The 18859-nt window shown below is 63.6% G+C and carries 15 protein-coding genes; 4 read left to right on the top strand and 11 right to left on the bottom strand.

The genetic code is table 11. The features are described 5' to 3' along the window. Window positions 1–70 precede the first annotated feature (70 nt). From purB to H3V04_RS04200, 3 genes are all read left to right on the top strand, one after another. Window positions 71–1516: an adenylosuccinate lyase gene (gene purB / locus H3V04_RS04190; RefSeq protein ID WP_198187304.1), complete on the top strand. Its 1446-nt coding sequence runs from the start codon at window positions 71–73 to the stop codon at window positions 1514–1516. 2 nt (window positions 1517–1518) lie between these two features. Further along, window positions 1519–3990, top strand: coding sequence for a lysylphosphatidylglycerol synthase transmembrane domain-containing protein (locus H3V04_RS04195; RefSeq protein ID WP_198187305.1), 2472 nt, complete (start codon window positions 1519–1521; stop codon window positions 3988–3990). Between the two features lie 168 nt (window positions 3991–4158). After that, entirely contained in the window at window positions 4159–4446 is a 288-nt protein-coding gene (locus H3V04_RS04200) for an HU family DNA-binding protein (RefSeq protein ID WP_015022121.1), read from the top strand. Window positions 4447–4546: 100 nt separating this feature from the next. Here H3V04_RS04200 and H3V04_RS04205 read toward each other — a convergent pair whose 3' ends face one another. The 10 genes from H3V04_RS04205 to rpoZ all read right to left on the bottom strand — a co-directional run bounded on the left by H3V04_RS04205 (window position 4547) and on the right by rpoZ (window position 16067). Then, window positions 4547–5980, bottom strand: a complete 1434-nt coding sequence (locus H3V04_RS04205; RefSeq protein ID WP_198180065.1) for a proteasome accessory factor PafA2 family protein — start codon at window positions 5978–5980, stop codon at window positions 4547–4549. Between the two features lie 3 nt (window positions 5981–5983). Next, entirely contained in the window at window positions 5984–6187 is a 204-nt protein-coding gene (locus H3V04_RS04210) for a ubiquitin-like protein Pup (RefSeq protein WP_198187306.1), read from the bottom strand. 24 nt (window positions 6188–6211) lie between these two features. After that, window positions 6212–7048, bottom strand: coding sequence for an inositol monophosphatase family protein (locus H3V04_RS04215; RefSeq protein WP_045924645.1), 837 nt, complete (start codon window positions 7046–7048; stop codon window positions 6212–6214). A gap of 90 nt (window positions 7049–7138) precedes the next feature. Beyond that, entirely contained in the window at window positions 7139–8647 is a 1509-nt protein-coding gene (gene dop, locus H3V04_RS04220; RefSeq protein WP_198187307.1) for a depupylase/deamidase Dop, read from the bottom strand. Then, on the bottom strand, window positions 8644–10206 hold the full coding sequence (arc, locus tag H3V04_RS04225; RefSeq protein WP_198187308.1) for a proteasome ATPase: 1563 nt from the start codon (window positions 10204–10206) through the stop codon (window positions 8644–8646). The genes dop and arc overlap by 4 nt, the downstream gene beginning before the upstream one ends. Window positions 10207–10278: 72 nt before the next feature. Continuing rightward, a complete protein-coding gene (fmt, locus tag H3V04_RS04230; protein WP_198187309.1) occupies window positions 10279–11253 on the bottom strand; it encodes a methionyl-tRNA formyltransferase in 975 nt (324 codons plus the stop codon). 45 nt (window positions 11254–11298) lie between these two features. Beyond that, window positions 11299–12003, bottom strand: coding sequence for an HAD family phosphatase (locus tag H3V04_RS04235; RefSeq protein ID WP_198187310.1), 705 nt, complete (start codon window positions 12001–12003; stop codon window positions 11299–11301). Window positions 12004–12104: 101 nt separating this feature from the next. Beyond that, on the bottom strand, window positions 12105–14408 hold the full coding sequence (locus H3V04_RS04240) for a primosomal protein N' (RefSeq protein WP_198187311.1): 2304 nt from the start codon (window positions 14406–14408) through the stop codon (window positions 12105–12107). Between the two features lie 92 nt (window positions 14409–14500). Then, window positions 14501–15721, bottom strand: coding sequence for a methionine adenosyltransferase (gene metK, locus H3V04_RS04245; RefSeq protein WP_198187312.1), 1221 nt, complete (start codon window positions 15719–15721; stop codon window positions 14501–14503). 61 nt (window positions 15722–15782) lie between these two features. Beyond that, window positions 15783–16067 carry a DNA-directed RNA polymerase subunit omega gene (rpoZ, locus tag H3V04_RS04250; protein WP_015022131.1) on the bottom strand — a complete coding sequence of 95 codons (285 nt, stop codon included), beginning with the start codon at window positions 16065–16067 and terminating at the stop codon, window positions 15783–15785. A gap of 178 nt (window positions 16068–16245) precedes the next feature. Here rpoZ and ilvD point away from each other — a divergent pair, with 178 nt between their 5' ends. Continuing rightward, complete coding sequence (ilvD, locus tag H3V04_RS04255) at window positions 16246–18105, top strand: dihydroxy-acid dehydratase (protein WP_045935555.1); 1860 nt, start codon at window positions 16246–16248, stop codon at window positions 18103–18105. A 75-nt stretch (window positions 18106–18180) separates the two neighbouring features. Here the strand turns inward: ilvD and gmk are convergent, their stop codons facing one another. After that, window positions 18181–18804 (bottom strand): guanylate kinase, encoded by a 624-nt coding sequence (gene gmk, locus H3V04_RS04260; protein WP_198187517.1) that lies wholly within the window; start codon window positions 18802–18804, stop codon window positions 18181–18183. Window positions 18805–18859: the final 55 nt, after the last annotated feature.

Consider the following 18859-nt stretch of genomic DNA (forward strand, 5'->3'; position numbering starts at 1 on the left):
GGGACACGCGGCCCCCCAGGAGCACCCATGCCGCTTCCTGCTGGTTGACCCGGTCGTCTAGGCTGGAAGCATGAACCTGAGCCGAATCACTCCAGTCATCCCCCTGAATCCCCTGGACGGACGTTACCGCAGACAGACCGCCGATCTGGTGGATTATCTGAGCGAGCCTGCCCTGAACCGCGAGCGCATGCGGGTCGAGGTCGAATGGATGATCATGCTGGCCAACGGCTACCAGGGCAACGGCCAGCACCCGGTCCTGCCGGGCGTAGAGCCTCTGACCGAGGCAGAACAGGCCTACCTGCGCGCCATACCCGAGGATTTCGACGCCGACGGCATCACCGAACTGGCAGGCATCGAAGCCCAGACCCACCACGATGTCAAAGCTGTGGAATATTACATCGACCGCCGCCTGGAGGCTGCAGCCACAGCCCTTGGCCCCGAGTCCCAACTCCCTAGGCTGACACCCCTGGTCCACTTCGCCTGTACCAGCGAGGACATCAACAACCTGGCCTATGCCCGCTGCATCCGAGGCGGGGTCGAGCAGGTCTGGCTCCCCAAGGCCACCCGGATCGAGAAGCATCTGGCAACCATGGCGGAGCAGTACCGGGATCTGCCCATGCTCGCCCTGACCCACGGCCAGCCGGCCACACCCACCACCCTGGGCAAGGAGATGGCGGTCTACGTCCATCGGCTGCACCGGCAGTTGGACCGGATCCACAATCAGGACTACATGGGCAAGATGAATGGCGCCACCGGAACCTTTGGCGCCCATCTTGCCGCCTTGCCGCAGGTGGATTGGATTGATCTGACGCGGACCTTCATCGTGGAGCGGATGGGTCTGGTCTGGAACCCGCTGACGACCCAGATCGAGTCGCACGACTGGCAGGCCGAGCTCTTCAGCAACATCGCCCACCTGGGCCGGATCCTGCACAATCTGGCCGTGGATGTCTGGATGTACATCTCCCGTGGCGTCTTCGCCCAGGAACCCGTCAAGGGCGCGACAGGATCCAGCACCATGCCCCACAAGGTCAACCCCATACGATTCGAGAACGCCGAAGCCAATCTGGAGATCTCAGGAGCCCTGCTGGACACCCTGGCCACCACCCTGACCGAAACCCGCTGGCAGCGGGATCTGACCGACTCCACCACCCAGCGCAACATCGGTTCAGCCCTGGGATACAGCCTGCTGGCTCTGGACAACCTGGACGGTGGACTGCAGACCATCCACCCGGACAAGGCACTGATGGCCCGCGAGCTGGACAGCAACTGGGAGGTCCTGGGCGAGCCTATACAGACGGCCATGCGGGCCGCTGGACTGGCGGGACGTTCAGGCATGGATCATCCCTATGAGCAGGTCAAGGAGCTGATGCGGGGCAAGAGAATCGGACGGGAGGATGTCGAGCACTTCATCGATGGCTTGGATTTGGACCGGGACACGGCCAGTCGGCTCAAGGCCTTGACGCCGGCAACCTACACAGGCGCAGCCGGAACCTTGGTGGACTTCGATCGCGACTGACCATGACCCCGTCCCAGTCGACCATAACCCCCGAGGACACCGATTCCGCCGATCCCGTCAAGGCGGATCAGGTCGTCATCCGGGACACCCCGCCCCAACGGGTCCACGATGCCGAGGATCTGCTGCGAGCCTTGGCTGCCCTGATCCTGGGAATCCTGGTTACCCTGGCGGCTGTCTATCTGAAGGGCATAGCGGCCGGGGTCGAATCGGACATGCGCCAGGCCGGCAATGCCATGGACTGGCTCATGGACGTACCTACCGCCTTCCTCCAGCAGGCAGTGACCGTGACCGTGGTCCTGACCGTGATTGTCCACCTGCTGGTCAACAGGGAATGGATCCAGGCCATCACCGCCCCCCTGGCCATGTTCCTAGGGTTCGGGCTGGTCATGCTGACCTCCAACCTGATCCTGAAGGCGGGCAACCCGACCTTGATTGCCTCATTCAGCTCCCAGAACGCCATAGGGTCACCCGTCCTGCTTCCCGACTTCTATGCCGGTCTGGCTGCCTTCCTGAGCGCAGCAGGACCCCGTCGCTTGCGCAGCTCGGTCAAGTGGGGATGGAACGCCCTATATATTGTGGCCGTCATCATGGTCGCCATATCCTCCAACTCGGCCAGCGGGGTTCTGGTTTCGCTGATTCTGGGACGGATCATGGGCATGGTCGTCCGATACCTGGCGGGCACGCAGAACAAGGGTGCCTGGGGACAGGGAGTGGTACAGGCCATAGCATCCATCGGCATCCAAACCGCCAGTCTGGAACGTCAGGATCCAAGTCTGGATGCCGATGGCCAGCCCCTGCCTGCCCTCGCCGACGACCTTATCGAGGCCTCCCGCATCTACAGAGCCCAGGACAGGGATGGCCGCACCTACACGGTGTCGGTCATGGACGGCCAGCTGCACACCATGGGCTATCTGATGCAGCTCTGGCAGTGGATCAAGCTGTCCGGAGTCTCCATGCGCCGGGACCGGTCGGTCAGAAACTCCATGCAGCACCACATGGCCATGCTGACTGAACTGCGGGACCTGGGGCTGACCGCCCTGCACCCCTATGGCCTGGCGGAGAGCGCGGAATCCTCAATTCTGGTCCTGGAGGATGACGTCCACCTTCGGCCCCTGGAGCCTGGAAGCCTGGACACGGACAGGGCCAAGCAGCTGATGGACTACCTCCGCCGGGCCAACGATCGCGGCTTTACACACCGCCGCATCCGCCCGGAGACACTGGCCATGGACCAGTCGGGCTCCATGGTCATCGCCGGCTGGGAGAACGGCGACAGCGCCAGCTCCCAAGCCAACATCGCCCTGGACCGCATCCAGCTTCTGGCCCTGGTTGCCACGATGATCGGCGTGGACCAAGCCATCGAGGCCGCCCGTGCCTCCTGGGGGGTCAAGACCCTGGCCGGACTGTCGCCCTTCTGCCAGATGGTGGCCATTCCCTCACAGACCCAGTCCCTGCCCGGCTGGGATCGGCAGATTCTGGCAGACCTTCGCAAACAGCTGCGGGCCCTGGCTCCACCTGAGTCGGTGGCGGAGACCGGCCAGGTGACCCTTTCCCGCTTCAGCCTGCGTAGCTTCCTGGCACTGGCCCTCTTGGTGGTGGCAGTGGCGGTCATCATCACCCAGTTCAACCTGCCCCAGGTCATCAGCGCCGTCCGCAACGCCAACCCTTGGATGGCCGGACTCTCCTTCCTGCTGGGGTCACTGTCCTGGGTGGGCTGCGCCATCACCCTGGGAGTCTTCATCGACCCGGCCAAACGCGACTTCAAGGGCATCTTCCTGTCCCAGGTCGCCTCCTCGTTCACCTCGGTCTCCATGCCCGCCGGGGTGGGGCCGGCCTTCGTCAACCTGCAGTTCCTGCGGCGGGACGGTTACGACAACACCATGGCCACGGCCATCATGAGCGCCGTGGTGGCGGTCCAGTTCGCAACCACCTTCTGTCTGCTGATCGTCATCGGGCTGTTCACAGGGCGCAACACCCTATCCGGGATGATCCCCACCAACACCCTGGTCATCGTCATCGGGACGGTGGCCATCATCGCGGCCCTGATCATGGCCATCCCATACACGCGGCGGCTGGTCATGGAACGGCTGATGCCCATCGTGGCCTCCTACGCCCGCCACCTTGTGGAGATTCTGACCCAGCCCAGGCAGCTGGTGGTGGCCGTGCTTGGGGCCGTGCTGCAGTCAGCCGCCCTGGGCATGAGTTTCTGGGCCGCCCTGATGGCCTTCGGATGCAGGACCAACGTGTTCGAGACCACCTTCGTCTTCCTCCTGGCCAACACGCTAGGCTCGGCCGTCCCCACCCCCGGCGGTCTGGGGGCCATAGAGGCAGTGCTCTTCTCCGCCTTCCGCCTGGCAGGTGTTCCCTCGGGCGTGGCCATATCGGCCACTCTGGTCTTCCGGGTGGCCACCTACTGGCTACGCATCCCCCTCGGAGCCCTGGCCATGCGTTGGCTGAGCAGCCATAATCGCATCTGAGGAACCTTCGGGCAGTCCCAATCCCGACGGCCTCAAAAAACGCGTGGTGAAATGTCGAAAACCCCCGGAAAATGCGGTGTTTGGGCCTAATCTGCGCTAATATCAGTCATTGACCGTTGGGCTTTCCCCAAATCAAGCAGTGGGAGGCCCCCGAAAGAAGGATGTTCTATGGCATACAACAAGTCTGATCTCGTTTCGAAGATTGCACAGAAGTCCAACCTGACCAAGGCTCAGGCGGAAGCTGCTGTCAACGCCTTCCAGGATGTCTTCGTCGAGGCCATGAAGTCCGGTGAGGGTCTGAAGCTGACCGGTCTGTTCTCGGCCGAGCGTGTCAAGCGTGCCGCCCGTACCGGACGCAACCCCCGCACCGGTGAGACCATCAAGATTCCGGCCAGCTATGGCGTGCGCATCTCTGCCGGCTCGCTGCTGAAGAAGGCCGTCACCAACAAGAAGTGAAACCAGCCTTTCTGCAAGGGCCCCGGCATCCATCCAAGGATGTCGGGGCCCTTCCTTTTACAGTAAGATCTGACGGATGATCAGCAGTGCAAACCGGACCCTAGGCACTCGGCTTTCCGGCACCCCTCAGGAAGTCCATCAGGGAGTGGTATCGGGGTGGCCCCAGATGGTCGAAGGGATCGGGCAAGGCCACCTCGACTCGGTGAGAACCGCCCAGGACCAGGTGGCTCCAATCACATGACCATGCGCGCGTTCCCCGGTCCGCCATACGTACGAAGTCGCCACGCAGACGGGCCCGGGTATCCTCCGGAGGCTGGTCCATGGCGCGCTGCACCTCGGAGTCGTCGACCGGCGAGCGCATGAGCCCATACCTGACCAGGCCGGGGAAGGACCTTCCCGCGCTCAGATCGTGATAGTCCAGGTCCAGCGCCTCTTCCAGAACCCTTCCGGCGCCTCGTCGACTCAGGCCCTGGAGAAGGCGCAGCTTGGCAGCCCAGTCCACCCAGTCAGCCAGATCCTGCCAACGTCCCTCGTCCAGCGCATCCAAGGCCGACCTCCAAAGTCGCAGGGCACGCAGAGCCTGGGACCGGTCGATACCTATATCCTCCTGTTGGTCGACCAAGGCCTTGCAGGCCGACCAATAGGCCTCTTGCAGACCCAGAGCACTGATGCCACCGGTCTTTGTGGAATCCTGCAGTTCCAGAGTGACCCGGCCGGTCCGATCCCGACTGACGACTCGGACGGCTGCACCGGGGTCAGCCAGGGCGCAGTCGACCAGGTCTGGCCGTCTGCCCCGACGGCAGGCTTGCTCGATCAGATTGAGGACAAGGTGGGTGCTAGCCATCTTGAACCAAGTGGCCAGCGGCGACCGGTTGGTATCCCCTACGATCACATGCAGACGACGCCATCGCTCGGGATCAGCCAGAGGCTCGTCACGGGTGTTGACCATGGGACGGGCACGGGTGGTGGCCGAGGAGACCGCCTCATCCAGAAAGTCGGCCCGCTGGCTGAGCTGGAACCCATCGGGACTCAGACGACCCGCCCCGGTGATCAGCTGCCGGGTGACCAAGAAAGGGACCAGGCAGGCTCCGACCATGTCCAAGGGGACTCGCCGGTCCAGCAGGTAATTCTCATGGCAGCCGAAGGCATGGCCTTGGGCATCCACATTGTTGGCGAAGACGTGAACCTTGACGGGCCTGCGCAGGTCCTCCGCCAGACGATTCCGGGCGCGATCTGCAAGGTCGGCCATGATCCGCTCCCCGGCCAGCACCTGGGTCAGGGCTGTCAGCGGATCACGGGCCTCCGCTGTGGCATACTCCGGGTGGGAGCCCACGTCCAGGTAGAGCCGGGCACCATTGGGTAGATAGATGTTGGTTGATCCGTGCTTATCAATGAGAGGGCGGAACATGGCCATAGCCACCCTGCCGGCGGCGTAGGGGGCACTGGCACCGGTCAGGCTCAGTCCATACTCGGTCTCGATGCCGAATATCCTGTGAAAGTCCGAGTCAGTCCCCTGCCCCTGCCCTTCCGCCATGGATCACTGACCGCCCTTCTGGACGAAGCCCTGCACATACTCCTTGGCGTTGGTCTCCAGGGTGGTCTCGATGTCATCCAGGACAGCATCCAGGTCGGATCCAGCCGTCTGGCCCTGTTCCTGTGCACCGGTCTGCGGCAGATCCTCTTCCTGCTCCTGCTCCTGCCCGGCTGTCATGCGCCGCCCCTGCTGGGATGCCTCAGCCATGGTCACTCTCCTTCCCGGCGCGGATCAGCGCCCGCTCAGATACGTGTTCAAATCCTCCGCGATGAGTCCGTTGGTGGCCACCACGTCGTTGCTGCCCTCCCAGCGCACATGTCCGCCGTCCCAGCGCCAGAGGGTGCCCTTGGCCTCCCGGACCACGACAGCCGCCGCAGAGACAGCAGGGATGTCCCAGGAGTGCAGGGCCGGCTCGAAGTAGGCGTCGTAGCTTCCGTCCGCCACCCGGCACAGATCCAGCGAGACAGGACCGACGCGCTTGATGTCGGCAGGCTTGCCGGCCATGCGCGAGACGATCTGCAGGACCTTTTCGGACTCGTTGGGGAAGTAGGACATGCCGAAGCTGATCACTGACCCGTTCAGGGTGGTCATAGTGGAGGGGATGATCTTCTCCCGCTTGTCGCCCACGATGGTTCGTCGGATCCTGATGGCGCCCTGGCCCTTGGCTGCCAGATAGGTCAGGCCCAGGACCGGGGCATGTACAATGCCCAGGACCGGTGAGGCGTGGCCCTTCTCGTCCACGGCGAACAGGGAGATGGTCAGCGTCCATTCGGCCATGTTGCGTACGTAGTTGACCGGACCGTCGATGTGGCCCAGGCACCAGTAGCGGCCGCCCGGACGGCGGTTGCCGGCCTCCTCCTCCCAGAATCCGTCCATGGGGTCCAGGGCGGCGATCTTGGTCCGGCAGTAACGGATCAGACGCGTATCAATGCCCGGAGAGAACTGGGTTCCCTGGCCGATGGCCGATGTGGAGCGGGGATCGTGGGGATTGATCTGGTCCTGGAGGGCATGACGGCCGGCCTCCACAGCGATGGTGGCGGCCTGCATGGCCAAATCGCGCAATTCCATACTTCTCTTCTCTTTCAAACGGGTGGTCGAGGCATTGCCGACCGTGGTCCACCGGTGGTCGTCCGGTCTGATATCGGACTATTTTCTGCGCTATGAGCAGTATATGTCGCGGCCATCCCGGCAGGAAGACCGTGTGTGACCCAACGGATCGGACAGGTCCACGACCCTGGTCCTAGACTCCCCCTCCGGTCCCTGCTCGTCAAGAATGACACGACTCCAGGAGACTGCCCTGACCACATCAGGGCAACGGTGGAGCAGCTGGGAACGGCACCAGGCCCGGGTCTGCTCCGGACCCTGGTCCATGGCCCTGGTGATCTGGTCGCGATTGGCCAGTTGCAGAACGGATCCTCTGAGTCGCCAGGGCAGGTCACGGCCGGGATCCACCCGTGCCCAGGCCAGATCCAGGGCCGCCAGACGGGGATCCGACCAGTCGGATAGGGACCGACGGCGACGCAGACGCTCCAAGAGCTGCCACTTGAGCAGCCATTCCAACCTGCCTGCCTGGTCATGCATGGCCAGACGGCCCTCGTCGTCGCACGAACGAACCAGAGCCAGATCCTCGAGCGCCTGGCCCCAGAGGTTCAGAACCCGGTCGTCGGCACAACCTGGCCGGTCGGCATCCCTTCTGACCTGTCGGACCGCATCCAGCAAGGCCCCTTGAATGGTCAGCGCATCGGCGAATCCTCCGTTTGCCAAGGCCAAAGGCTTGGTCAGGGTGACATCACGGGAAACCGTGTGCAGGGCCGACACCGGATCATCCAGCGTCCAGCGATCCAGCAGTTCATCGACCAGACGGGTCGAATCTCCCTCGGACTCCAGGAGCGCCAGCAGCAGATCGGTGGTCCCCAGCTTGAGGACAAGGGGCGCATCCAGCCGGTTGGCATCGCCCACAATCACATGGAGACGGCGGCTGCCCGGCCCCGCATGGGACTCGTCCCGGGTATTGATGATCGGTCGTCCGAAGGTGGTCTGCAGTCCAATCCGGCTGGTCAGATAGTCGGCGCGCTGGCTGAGCTGGAAGCCAGCCTCCTCGCTCCTGGGCCCCAGGCCCACTCTGCCCGAACCGGTGTAGATCTGCCGGGTAACGAAATGAATGGTCATCAGGGCCGCCACCCTGGCGAAGGGCACCGCCCTGTCCATCAGATAATTCTCATGGGATCCCCAGGCGGCACCCTTGCCGTCCACATTGTTCTTGTAAAGAGCCAGGCCTCCGGCCCTTTCTGCGGCCAGGGCCATCATCCGGTCCCCCGCGCGGTCCTGGACCAGCGCATCGAAGGCATTCACCGTTTCCGCCGAGGCATACTCGGGATGGGCATGATCCACATAAATCCGAGCGCCATTGGGAGCTGCCACATCGATCAGCCGGGCACCAGGCGCATCGGTGAGCATGCTCGGAGCGGCAGCTGAACGTGGTAGCCGACCTCCCCTGGCATCATTGACCGGATCCTCATTCCCGTAGTCCCAGCGGATGTGCGCCAAGTCCGGCTGGGCAGCGGCCCTTACCAGACGCAGGGCCAAAGTACGTGGATCAGCGCCGGGATCCCGGGGGTCGGCAATGGCATACTCCGTTTCGGTGCCCATAACCCGCCCGGCATTCATGACCGCTCCCCTGGCCCGCCGACCGGGCGAACCTCCTGGACCTGCCCTGGACGCAGTCCGGCCAGATCGGCCCAGCGGTCCGGATCCTGGCCACGCACCTCCTCAAGAGTTTCCTCATACTGCCCGCGGACCGCCCTCGTGCAGAACCCACGGTCAAGACCCACCTGTCGACCCTGCTCGATGGAGGCCTTGACCGCCATGGTCTTGACCCGATCAACCAGGTTGTGCAGCATGGCGCCGGAGACCACAGACTCCAGGTAGAGGGGCTGCCAGCGGCCCGTGACATCCATGACCTTGCCCAGCAGATGGTCACCATCCCGTGCGAAGAGTCCATCGACCAATACCTGGATCAGCTCCTCCGGACTGGCATCATCCTCCATGGGCATATCGGAACCCAGATATTTGCCCAGAATGGCGGCGGACCTGGTCCTGTCGGGCCGGTCGATGCGGATCTTGACATCCAGCCGTCCTGGGCGCAGAACCGCCGGGTCGATCATGTCGATGCGGTTGGAGGCACCGATGACCATGACCTGGTCCAGGGACTCGACACCGTCAAGCTCGGTCAGGAACTGGGGGACGATGGTGGTCTCAACATCCGACGAGATGCCCGATCCCCGGGTTCGCAGCAGGGCATCCATCTCGTCGATGAAGACCACCACCGGTCCACCCTGGCCTGCCAGGCTGCGGGCCCTGGCGAACAGGCGGCGGACCAGCCGTTCCGACTCCCCCACGAACTTGTTGAGCACCTCGGGGCCCTTTACCGACAGGAAGATCCCGTGGCCGTCGCTCTCCTGGGCCAGGGCGCGAGCCAGGGCCTTGGCGATCATGGTCTTGCCGTTTCCGGGCGGCCCGTAGAGCAGAACACCCTTGGGGGCCTGAAGCCCATAACGACGCATCAGATCGGTATGTTGGAAGGGCAGCTGGACCGCATCACGAATCCGCTCAATCTGCCTGTCCAGACCCCCAATATCCGAGAAGTCCACGTCGGGGGTCTCCTCCAGCAGCATGTCGGACCGGTCCGACTCAGGCAGAACAGCCAGGGCCATCGAACAGCTTTCGTCCATGAGCAAGGCGCTACCCGCCTCGATGGGCTGGTCCTGCAGAGACCCTGCGCGTGCAACAACGCGAGTCTGTCCGGAGGGGTCTTCCACCAGCAAGGCTCCGGATTCCAAGGTCTCCCGCAACGTGCGAACCTGACCGGTCACCGGCTGATCGCCCACACGCACCACCACCATATCGGCATTGAGCAGAACCTCCTGGCCGGCCCTGATCCGCTCGGCGTGGATATCGGGCGCCAGGGGCACCACCATCCGCCTGGAACCGTTCAGGATCAACAGACGGGCCTGCTGCACCCCCTGACTGTCATAGGCGACAGAATCCACACCCAGGGCGAGGGCGACAGTCAAGGGCGGTTGGCCCAGCTGGGCCAACTGGCTCTTGGCCTTGGACAGTTCCTTGGCAGCCCTGGTCAGCGCCGCAGCCAGGGCCCGGTTGCGCCGATCAGCGGCCTGATCCTGGTCATTGACAGGTTCAGATTGCTCAACATCGTCGGACTGCATGACTTCTCTCTTCTCTCCTTCGTCCGCCCTGGGAGCCCCGCTCGGCCTGGACAGCCAGCCGGGCGGAGGGACTCAGCTGCAGCGGTCTCCGTCCTCCAAACGAGCTCCACGGGCCCAGTCCATGGCCTTCATGGCGCGCTTGCCGGCAGCCTTGACCATCTGCAGCTCCAAGGGCAGGGTCTTGGTACCCACCCAGAGATGGCGACGGTCCATGGCCAGCCGACCCGGCTCCAGATGCAAGGGAAGACCGGGCTCATCCCCCAGGGCTGGTGCCGCCCTGAGCACGGTCAGCCCTGTCTGCCTGTCCTGCGGGTCATCGCCTTGCCGATACAGACACCAGGCTCCCGGTTCCGGGCTGCAGGCCCGGACCTGTCGATCCAGGGCGAAGACGGGCACATCGAAACGCATGTGGGCATCCTGGTGGGTGATTTTGGCGGCCACCTGGTAAGCGCCCTGAGTCTGCTTCTCGGGTTGAATCCGACCTTCCGCAAGGGCCTCCAGACTGGCAGCCAGCAGGTGGGATCCGTCCTCAGCCAGGCGATCCAGCAGCTCGCCCGAGGTCTCGTGCGGCCCGATCTCGACCGTGGACTGGGCCAGGATGGGCCCTTCATCCATACCGGCCGTCAGCCGGAAGACCGTGGCGCCGGTGATGGTATCCCCGGCCCAGATGGCCCGCTGTACCGGAGCCGCCCCCCGCCACTGCGGCAGCAGGGAAAAGTGCAAGTTGTACCAGCCCCCCTCAAAGGCATCCAGGACCGGCTGACGCAGGATCCGCCCGTAGGCCACGACGGCTGCACAGCTGGCACCAGTATCCTGCAGCCGTGCCGGAAAATCCGGATCGGATGGGTTGTTTTCAAGAACGGGAATTCCCAGCTTCAGGGCCTCAGCCTTGACCGGACTGGGATGCAGATGCCTTCCACGCCCCTGGGGAGCGTCGGGTCTGGTGAGCACGGCAGCAACCCGGAAATGCTCCTGATCGGCCGCCAACAATCTCAGAGATGGCAAGGCGACCTGAGGCGTGCCCGCGAACAGCAATGTCATGACCATATAGGCAATCTCCTTTTCATCCGACGACTTCGGACCTCCGCGCCTTCACCGAACCTGAGGAATGTTCACCCCTGCCTCGATCAGAGCGGTGCGCAGTCCATAGGGGTCACTGAATCGCAGGCTGCGGATGCCGGCCTTGTTGGCACCGACTACATTCATACCCTTGTCATCCACGAAGAGGGCCCTGTCAGCCTGGATTCCGAACTGATCCAGGGCATAGCGGTAAATGGCCGGGTCGGGTTTGCGCATGTGGATGGGCCCGGAGACCACCACCCCGTCCAGTCTATGCAGGAAGGAGTCGCCGTCCCAGGCGTAATGGAAGAGCTCTGCGCCCCAGTTGGTCAACCCCCATACACCCAAGCCTGCCGCTTTCAGATCATCCACCAGCATGCGGGCACCGGGCACCGGGCCGGTCAGCGAATCGACGAAGTGGTCACAGTAGTAGGCGAACATGTCATCCCAGGGGGACCCGCAGTTGGCGGCCACCCAGTCACGGGCCTGGGCGCAGGTGGCTCCGCCGTCCATCATGTTGTTGGCCCGGTAGAAGCCGGAACGGTTGTCGTCCAGCAGGGCTTCGATGCTCCCGCGCCCGTATCGGGCCACCATGGCCATCTCGGGCTGCCAACGAATCAGGACGTTGCCGAAGTCGAAGATGACCTGCTCAATGGGCTGACCCTGGGCCTGAGCTGCTTCCTGCCCAGCCTGGATCACATCTGCCTCAACCCGGATCTCGCCCGGCCATCCCTTCATGGCTCTCCGCCTTTCCTGAGTTCGTTCTTATACACCTTTGACTGCGTTCCCTCATGAAACCACGTCGCATAGACCCCCTGCATATCCGCCTGGAGCGCCGATCAGGTCAGATCCTTGGGATCCATCCGGAAGCGCAGCTCTCCTCGCCCACGACCGGCCACATACTTGGCCTGAGCCTGCTTGAGATCATCAGCCAGCTTGTCCCGGCTGCCGGTGGGCACCCGGACCAGGGCTCGGACCCTGTCTTGGGTTCCCTCCAGATAGCCGGCTTTCAGCGTGGACGGCGCCGGTATGGGCACAGGCCCAAGCAGGGCAGGGACAGGCTCAGGACCAGCATCCGTCACAGCCTCCTGACCTGGCGCAATCCCGACGGCGTCCAACATCCAGACGACGGCCTCCCTTTCGCCCCAGATTGCAGCCATGCCGACCGCAGGGGGCATGGCGGTCAGCCGACGGTCCTCCAAATCGGCGGCGGCCAACACCGGCCCCTGCCAGGTCATCAGCGCCTGGGCCAGCTGAGGATCGCACTCCCCCAGCAGGAGCACCTGACCTCCCTGTGCCCGGGAGCGGCAGAAGGAGGCCACGCGCATCCAGGCTCCCAGGGTGTCCATACGAGCATCGACGCCAGGGGCATACAGGCTGGTCCAGGCATCCAGAATTGCCACGGCCCGGTATCCTCGCGACAGCCGGGGCAGATCCGAATCGCCAGTGTCTGTATTGTTGCCATCGACGCCCGAGCCAACCACCCTGGGCTCGGCGCCCGGGGCGGCGATGACCAGACTGGGACGATCCTTTATGTATTCGACCACCCCGCGAGGCTGGCTGGGCGAAGAAATTACGATGGGCACATTTCTGAAGAGCATGCGCAGCTCCTGGGCCGTCCCGGCGGCGCCTACCCTGACCACCCGGAGCCGTGAACCCCCGCAATCCGGGCAGGACCAGTCCGTAGCCGCAGCCCCGCACCAGGCGCATCGCGGCGCGCCAGGCCGCCTGGCCCGCAGGGGTCCGGTGCAACGCGGGCAACGAGCCTGATGATGGCAGCGAGCGCAACTCAGGCTTTCGAAAATGCCGTCCTGAGGAATGGACAGCAAAACCGGACCACGCTCCAAGGCTTTGTTGATGACGGCGACGGCGGTGTGAGGAACCCGGGCGCCCATGGTCGGGTCGGCCAGATGGCTCAGTTCCTCCCGGTTCAGCCAGCGAATCCAAGGCTGTAAGGTCGTCACCGCAGGCCGGTCAAGTGTCAAAGCGGTGCCTGGACCGGTCACGCCAGAGTCTGCTTCGGCAGCCTCGGGCAGACTCTCCCAGTGGGAACGCACACTTCTGGCACGGGCCATGGCCAGGAAGACGCCGCCATGGGCACGCGCCCGCAGCCTCAATACCCCACGAGCGTTGGCGTATGGCATCATCCCGTCGGCATACTGGTAGCTGGCATCGTCCATCAGAGCGAAGAGGGCTGGACCCTCCACCGGGGCGTACATCGCAGCCCGCAGTCCTATGGCGCAACGGACCTGACCGGAGGCCAGAGCAAGGTAGGCCCTGTACCGCTCGGCAGGAGCCATACCGCTGTCCAGAACGGCGAAATCTCCGGACCAGCCGCGGGCCTCCTGTTGGCCAGGACCTGCTGTGACAGAAGGGCCGAAGGGACGCAACCCAAGTTGCTGGAGGACTGCGGACAGGTGGACCACCTGACGGGTGCCCGGCAGCACCATAACCGCCGATCTGCCGGCCAGCAGGGCGGCTATCAGCACCCTGGCAGCCAGTAGGGCGGCCTGGTCCATGCCAGGCAGAATGTCAGCCAAAAAGGAGGCGAAGGCATCGTCTTCCAGCGATTGGTCCAGATTCTCCAACCCCTGATAGCCCGGATCAAGCCTTTGTTTCAGGTCCTTGTGTCGCTGGGCCAGCCCGGCCACCCAGGCGGGGTCGGAAGCCAATCGGGGCTGACCGGGAACCAGCTGCTGCTCCTTGTCAATGCGCGCCACTCGAGGGGGAAGGGCCAGCCGCAGAATATTGGCCTCGGTGCCCCCATAGGCGCCGGCGATGGCAGTGATGTCCGCGCGCAGGGAAGGTGAAATCAGGCTGTGATCCAGCACCACCCGCTCCAGGAAACGCAGGGAGGCACGGGGAACCTGGCTGTCTGCCACACGTTCCCAGATGATGCCGTTGACCCTGCGCGCCCCGAACCGGACGCGAACCAGGCATCCCGGCTGCGCATGATCGTCCTGGTCGGCATCCACCAGATAATCGAATGTCCCGCCCAGATGAGTGGCCTGCACGTCCAGCACCACCCGTGCCACAGGAAGTTCATCGGCCGGGCGGCGGGGAGGCTTCCTTCGACTGCTGCTCGAACGACGGCGTGGGGCAAGACCATCCAGGGCGGGCTGACTGACGGCCTGCGAATCCATGGCTGCACCCCTCGCTTTCACAACTAAGAGAACCACGGCGGATTCCCCGGTCGACGACCTGGAAACCCACCGTGGCTCTTGACGAACAGCTACTACCTGGTCATGCCGATGGCTGCCTTGAGCTCGCCCACCTTGTCAACCTGCTCCCAGGTGAAATCGGGATCCTCCCGGCCGAAGTGCCCATAGGCTGCAGTCTTGGCATAGATGGGTCTCAACAGATTCAGCTCGTCGATGATGGCAGCAGGCCGCAGGTCGAAGACCTCGCGCACGGCCTCCTGGATCTGCTCCCGGCTGACCCCCTCCTCGGTGCCGTAGGTCTCAACGTTGACGCTGACCGGATCGGCCACGCCAATGGCATAGGCCACCTGGACCTCAACCTTGTGCGCCAACCCAGCGGCCACGATGTTCTTGGCCACCCAACGCGCCGCGTAGGCGGCGGACCGGTCGACCTTGCTGGGATCCTTGCCGGAGAAGGCGCCGCCTCCATGATGGGCCGCACCGCCATAGGTGTCCACGATGATCTTTCGACCGGTCAATCCTGCGTCAGCCGCAGGGCCGCCCAGAATAAAGGAACCGGTCGGATTGACCAGCACCCGGTAGCCCTGGTGCTCGACGGCCTTGCCGCAGACGCGATCCAGCACGGGCGTGATGACATGCTCCATCAACTGCTCCTGCAGCCAGTCATGACCCACCTCGGGATCGTGCTGAGTGGAGATGAGGACCGTGTCCACCCGGCGGGGACGGTCATCCTGATCGTATTCGATGGTGACCTGGGTCTTGCCGTCGGGCCGCAGATGGGGGATGATCCCCTCCTTGCGAACCTGTGCCAGCCGGATGGCCAGCTGATGGGCCAGATAGATGGGCAGGGGCATGAGCGTGTCGGTCTCATCACAGGCGTACCCGAACATGACGCCCTGGTCGCCGGCCCCCTGGGACTGGTAACGTTCCTCACGGGTGGCAGCACTTTCCTGACTGGCCGACAGCCGTTCCACACCCTGGTTGATTTCCTTGCTCTGCTCGCTCAGAGCCACGGTCACGCCGCAGGAATCCGCGTCCAGACCAATTTCTGACGATGTGTAGCCAATCCTGCGCAGCACCGACCGGACCTGGGACTGAATGTCCGTGTAGCCCTGGGATGAGACCTCTCCGAAGACGAAGAAGAGGCCCGTGGCCGCCGAGGTCTCCACAGCCACATGCGAGTGCGGATCCTGGGCGATCAGATCGTCCAGGATGGCATCGGAAATCTGGTCGCAGACCTTGTCTGGATGGCCCTCGGTCACTGATTCAGCCGAAATCAGCCGTCGCTCTGTCATTTCATTCACCTTTGTCTAGAAACCGTCACCGCCCGAGAACCCCGCACTGAGAGTCGAAGGTTCAGTTGCCTTCGCTCAGATCGTCCTCGCCCAGGGTCTCCTCAAGCAAGCCCTCGTTGATTTCGCGGAAGGCGATGGACAGGGGCTTCTCCTGGTTCTGGTACTCGACCAGTGGGCCGACGTTCTGCAGCAGGCCCTCGTTGAGCTGTGTGAAATAGGAATTGATCTGACGGGCCCGCTTGGCCGCGAAGATAGAGAGCGCATACTTCGAATCGGCGTGCTTCATGAGATCGTCGATGGGAGGATTCGCAAATCCCTGCGGATGGGGCTCGGTACCGAATGCCATAAGATGTTTCTCCAATTCAACTGGATGAACCATTCATTCAATCTGAATGATTTTACCGCCCGGGCTCGATTTTAGCCTCGGATGCTTCTCTGCCGGAAAAAGCAGGGTGAAAAGACCGAAAGTTCCAACATGTGGTCATGATCAACCCGTTGATGCCCACGATCACTTGAATAAAACTATGCAGATGCGATCAGCCAAGTTGATGAAGGAACGAGAGTTCGCGGGCGCCCGTGCTCTCTATCGTGCCGCTGGCGTCAAGGGTGAGGACTTCGGCAAGCCCATCGTGGCCATCGCCAACTCATTCTCCGAGTTCGTGCCCGGCCACGTCCACCTGAACAAGGTGGGGCGCCTGGTCTCCAAGGCCGTCAAGGAAGCGGGCGGCATCCCCCGCGAGTTCAACACCATCGCCGTGGACGACGGCATCGCCATGGGTCATACCGGCATGCTCTACTCTCTGCCCAGCCGTGACCTGATAGCTGATGCCGTGGAGTACTCGGTCAATGCCCACTGCGCCGATGCCCTGATCTGCATTTCCAACTGTGACAAGATCACCCCCGGCATGCTCATGGCCGCTCTGCGTCTGAACATCCCCACGGTCTTCGTCTCCGGCGGCCCCATGGAGGCCGGACGTACCGTCATGCCCGACGGGACGGTCCAGGAGAGCACCGATCTGATCGACGTCATGTACGCCTCGGCGGATGACAGCATCGATGATGCGGGTCTGCTGGCCCTGGAGAAGACGGTCTGCCCAACCTGTGGTTCCTGCGCCGGCATGTTCACCGCCAATTCCATGAACTGCCTGACCGAGGCCATGGGTCTGGCCCTGCCCGGAAACGGCACCACCCTGGCCTCGCACACAGCGCGGAAGATGCTCTTCGAGCGGGCCGGCAAGCTGGTTGTCGAGATCGCCAACCGGTACTACCAGGATGACGACGACTCGGTCCTGCCACGTTCCATCGCCACCAAGAAGGCCTTCGAAAACGCCATGACCATGGATGTGGCCATGGGCGGATCGACCAACACCGTCCTGCACATCCTGGCCGCCGCACAGTCGGCGGATGTGGACTTCACCCTGGACGACATCGAGCGCATCTCCCACACGGTCCCCTGCATCTGCAAGGCTTCTCCCTCCGGAGACTGGGAGATATCCGACGTCCACCGGGCCGGCGGCATCTGCGGCATCCTGGGCGAGCTGGACCGTGGCGGGGTCCTTCACCAGGACACGCATTCCATCGACTACCCGGACCTGGAGTCCAAGCTCAACGACTGGGACATCATGCGACCCACCTGCCTGGACGAAGCTAAGGAACTCTATCACGCAGCTCCTGGACACATCACCTCCCCCGAGCCCTTCAACCAGTCCAAGGAGTGGGAGGACCTGGACACCGACCGTGTCAACGGCGCCATTCACGACCTGGATCACCCGGCCGTCTCCGAAGGCGGCCTGGCCATACTGCGAGGCAATCTGGCCCCCGATGGCTGCGTGGTCAAGACCGCAGGCGTGCCCAAGGAAATCTGGAACTTCCGCGGACCGGCCCTGGTGGTCGAATCGCAGGAACAGGCCGTGGAGGTCATACTCAACGGCACCCTGCACAAGGGTCAGGCCCTGGTCATCCGTTACGAGGGACCCAAGGGCGGACCAGGCATGCAGGAGATGCTCTACCCCACTTCATTCGTCAAGGGCAAGGGCATCGGCAAGGACGTGGCCCTGCTGACCGACGGCCGCTACTCCGGCGGCTCATCTGGCCTGGCCATCGGCCATATCGCTCCCGAAGCAGCCAACAAGGGCCCAATCGCCCTGATCCGCAACGGCGACATGATCCGCATCGATATCCCCAACCGGCGTGTAGACGTCGAGCTGAGCGATGAGGAACTCGCCCAGCGCCGCGCAGAGCTGGAGGCCGGTGAAGGTTATGTGGCCCACAGGGACCGCAAGGTCTCCCTGGCTCTGAAGGCCTACGCCGCATTCGCCCGCTCGGCAGACAAGGGCGCGACCCGCGACCCGGATTTGATCAACCAACTTTCGGGTCTGGACTGATAGACCAAAATCCCCCAATCGGGCTCTTACTCGATTGGGGGATTTTTTGACTCTTCTGGAATAAAGGCCAGGTGCTCAGAGACCGTATTCCTTGGCGATTACCTCCCAGAGCGCCTGGGCTGCCTTATCCACGCTGTCATTGACTATGACCTGGTCGAACTGATCCTCTGAGGCCAGTTCCACCTTGGCTGTCTCCAACCTGCGGGCCCGCTGCTCCTCATTTTCGGTTCCCCGCATGTTCAGCCTGGTGACGAGGTCCTGGAATGAGGGCGGCGCCAGGAAGACGTAGAACACTTCCAGGCCCAGCTCCCCTGCCCGTTGGCGGACACGATGCGCCCCCTGCAGATCTATTTCCAAAATCGTGGGCACCCCTGCCGTCAGATGGTCCAGAACCGGCTGCAGCGGGGTGCCATAGTGGGACATGCCATGGACCAGGGCGGTCTCCAGAAAGTCCCCAGCGGCCTCCCTGCGGGCAAACTCCTGTTCATCCATGAACCAGTAGGTGATGCCGTCCTTTTCGCCCGGGCGCGGTGCCCGAGTGGTGGCCGAGACGGAGACCCAGACCTCAGGGTGGGCATGGCGCAGGGCCGCCTCCACAGTGCCCTTGCCTACGGCCGTGGGCCCCGTCAGCACGATCAGCCGACCGCCCGCCTTCCCTGGATCTCCGGTCTGTTCCCCCGAAGAGTCCTGACTCGACATGTCGGCACCGTTGATCGCTGACACGGCCACTTCCTTTCCTAAAGGTCATCCTCCG

The sequence above is a fragment of the Bifidobacterium sp. M0353 genome (assembly GCF_016100645.1).
In the GTDB taxonomy this organism is placed as follows: Bacteria; Actinomycetota; Actinomycetes; order Actinomycetales; family Bifidobacteriaceae; genus Bombiscardovia; species Bombiscardovia choladohabitans.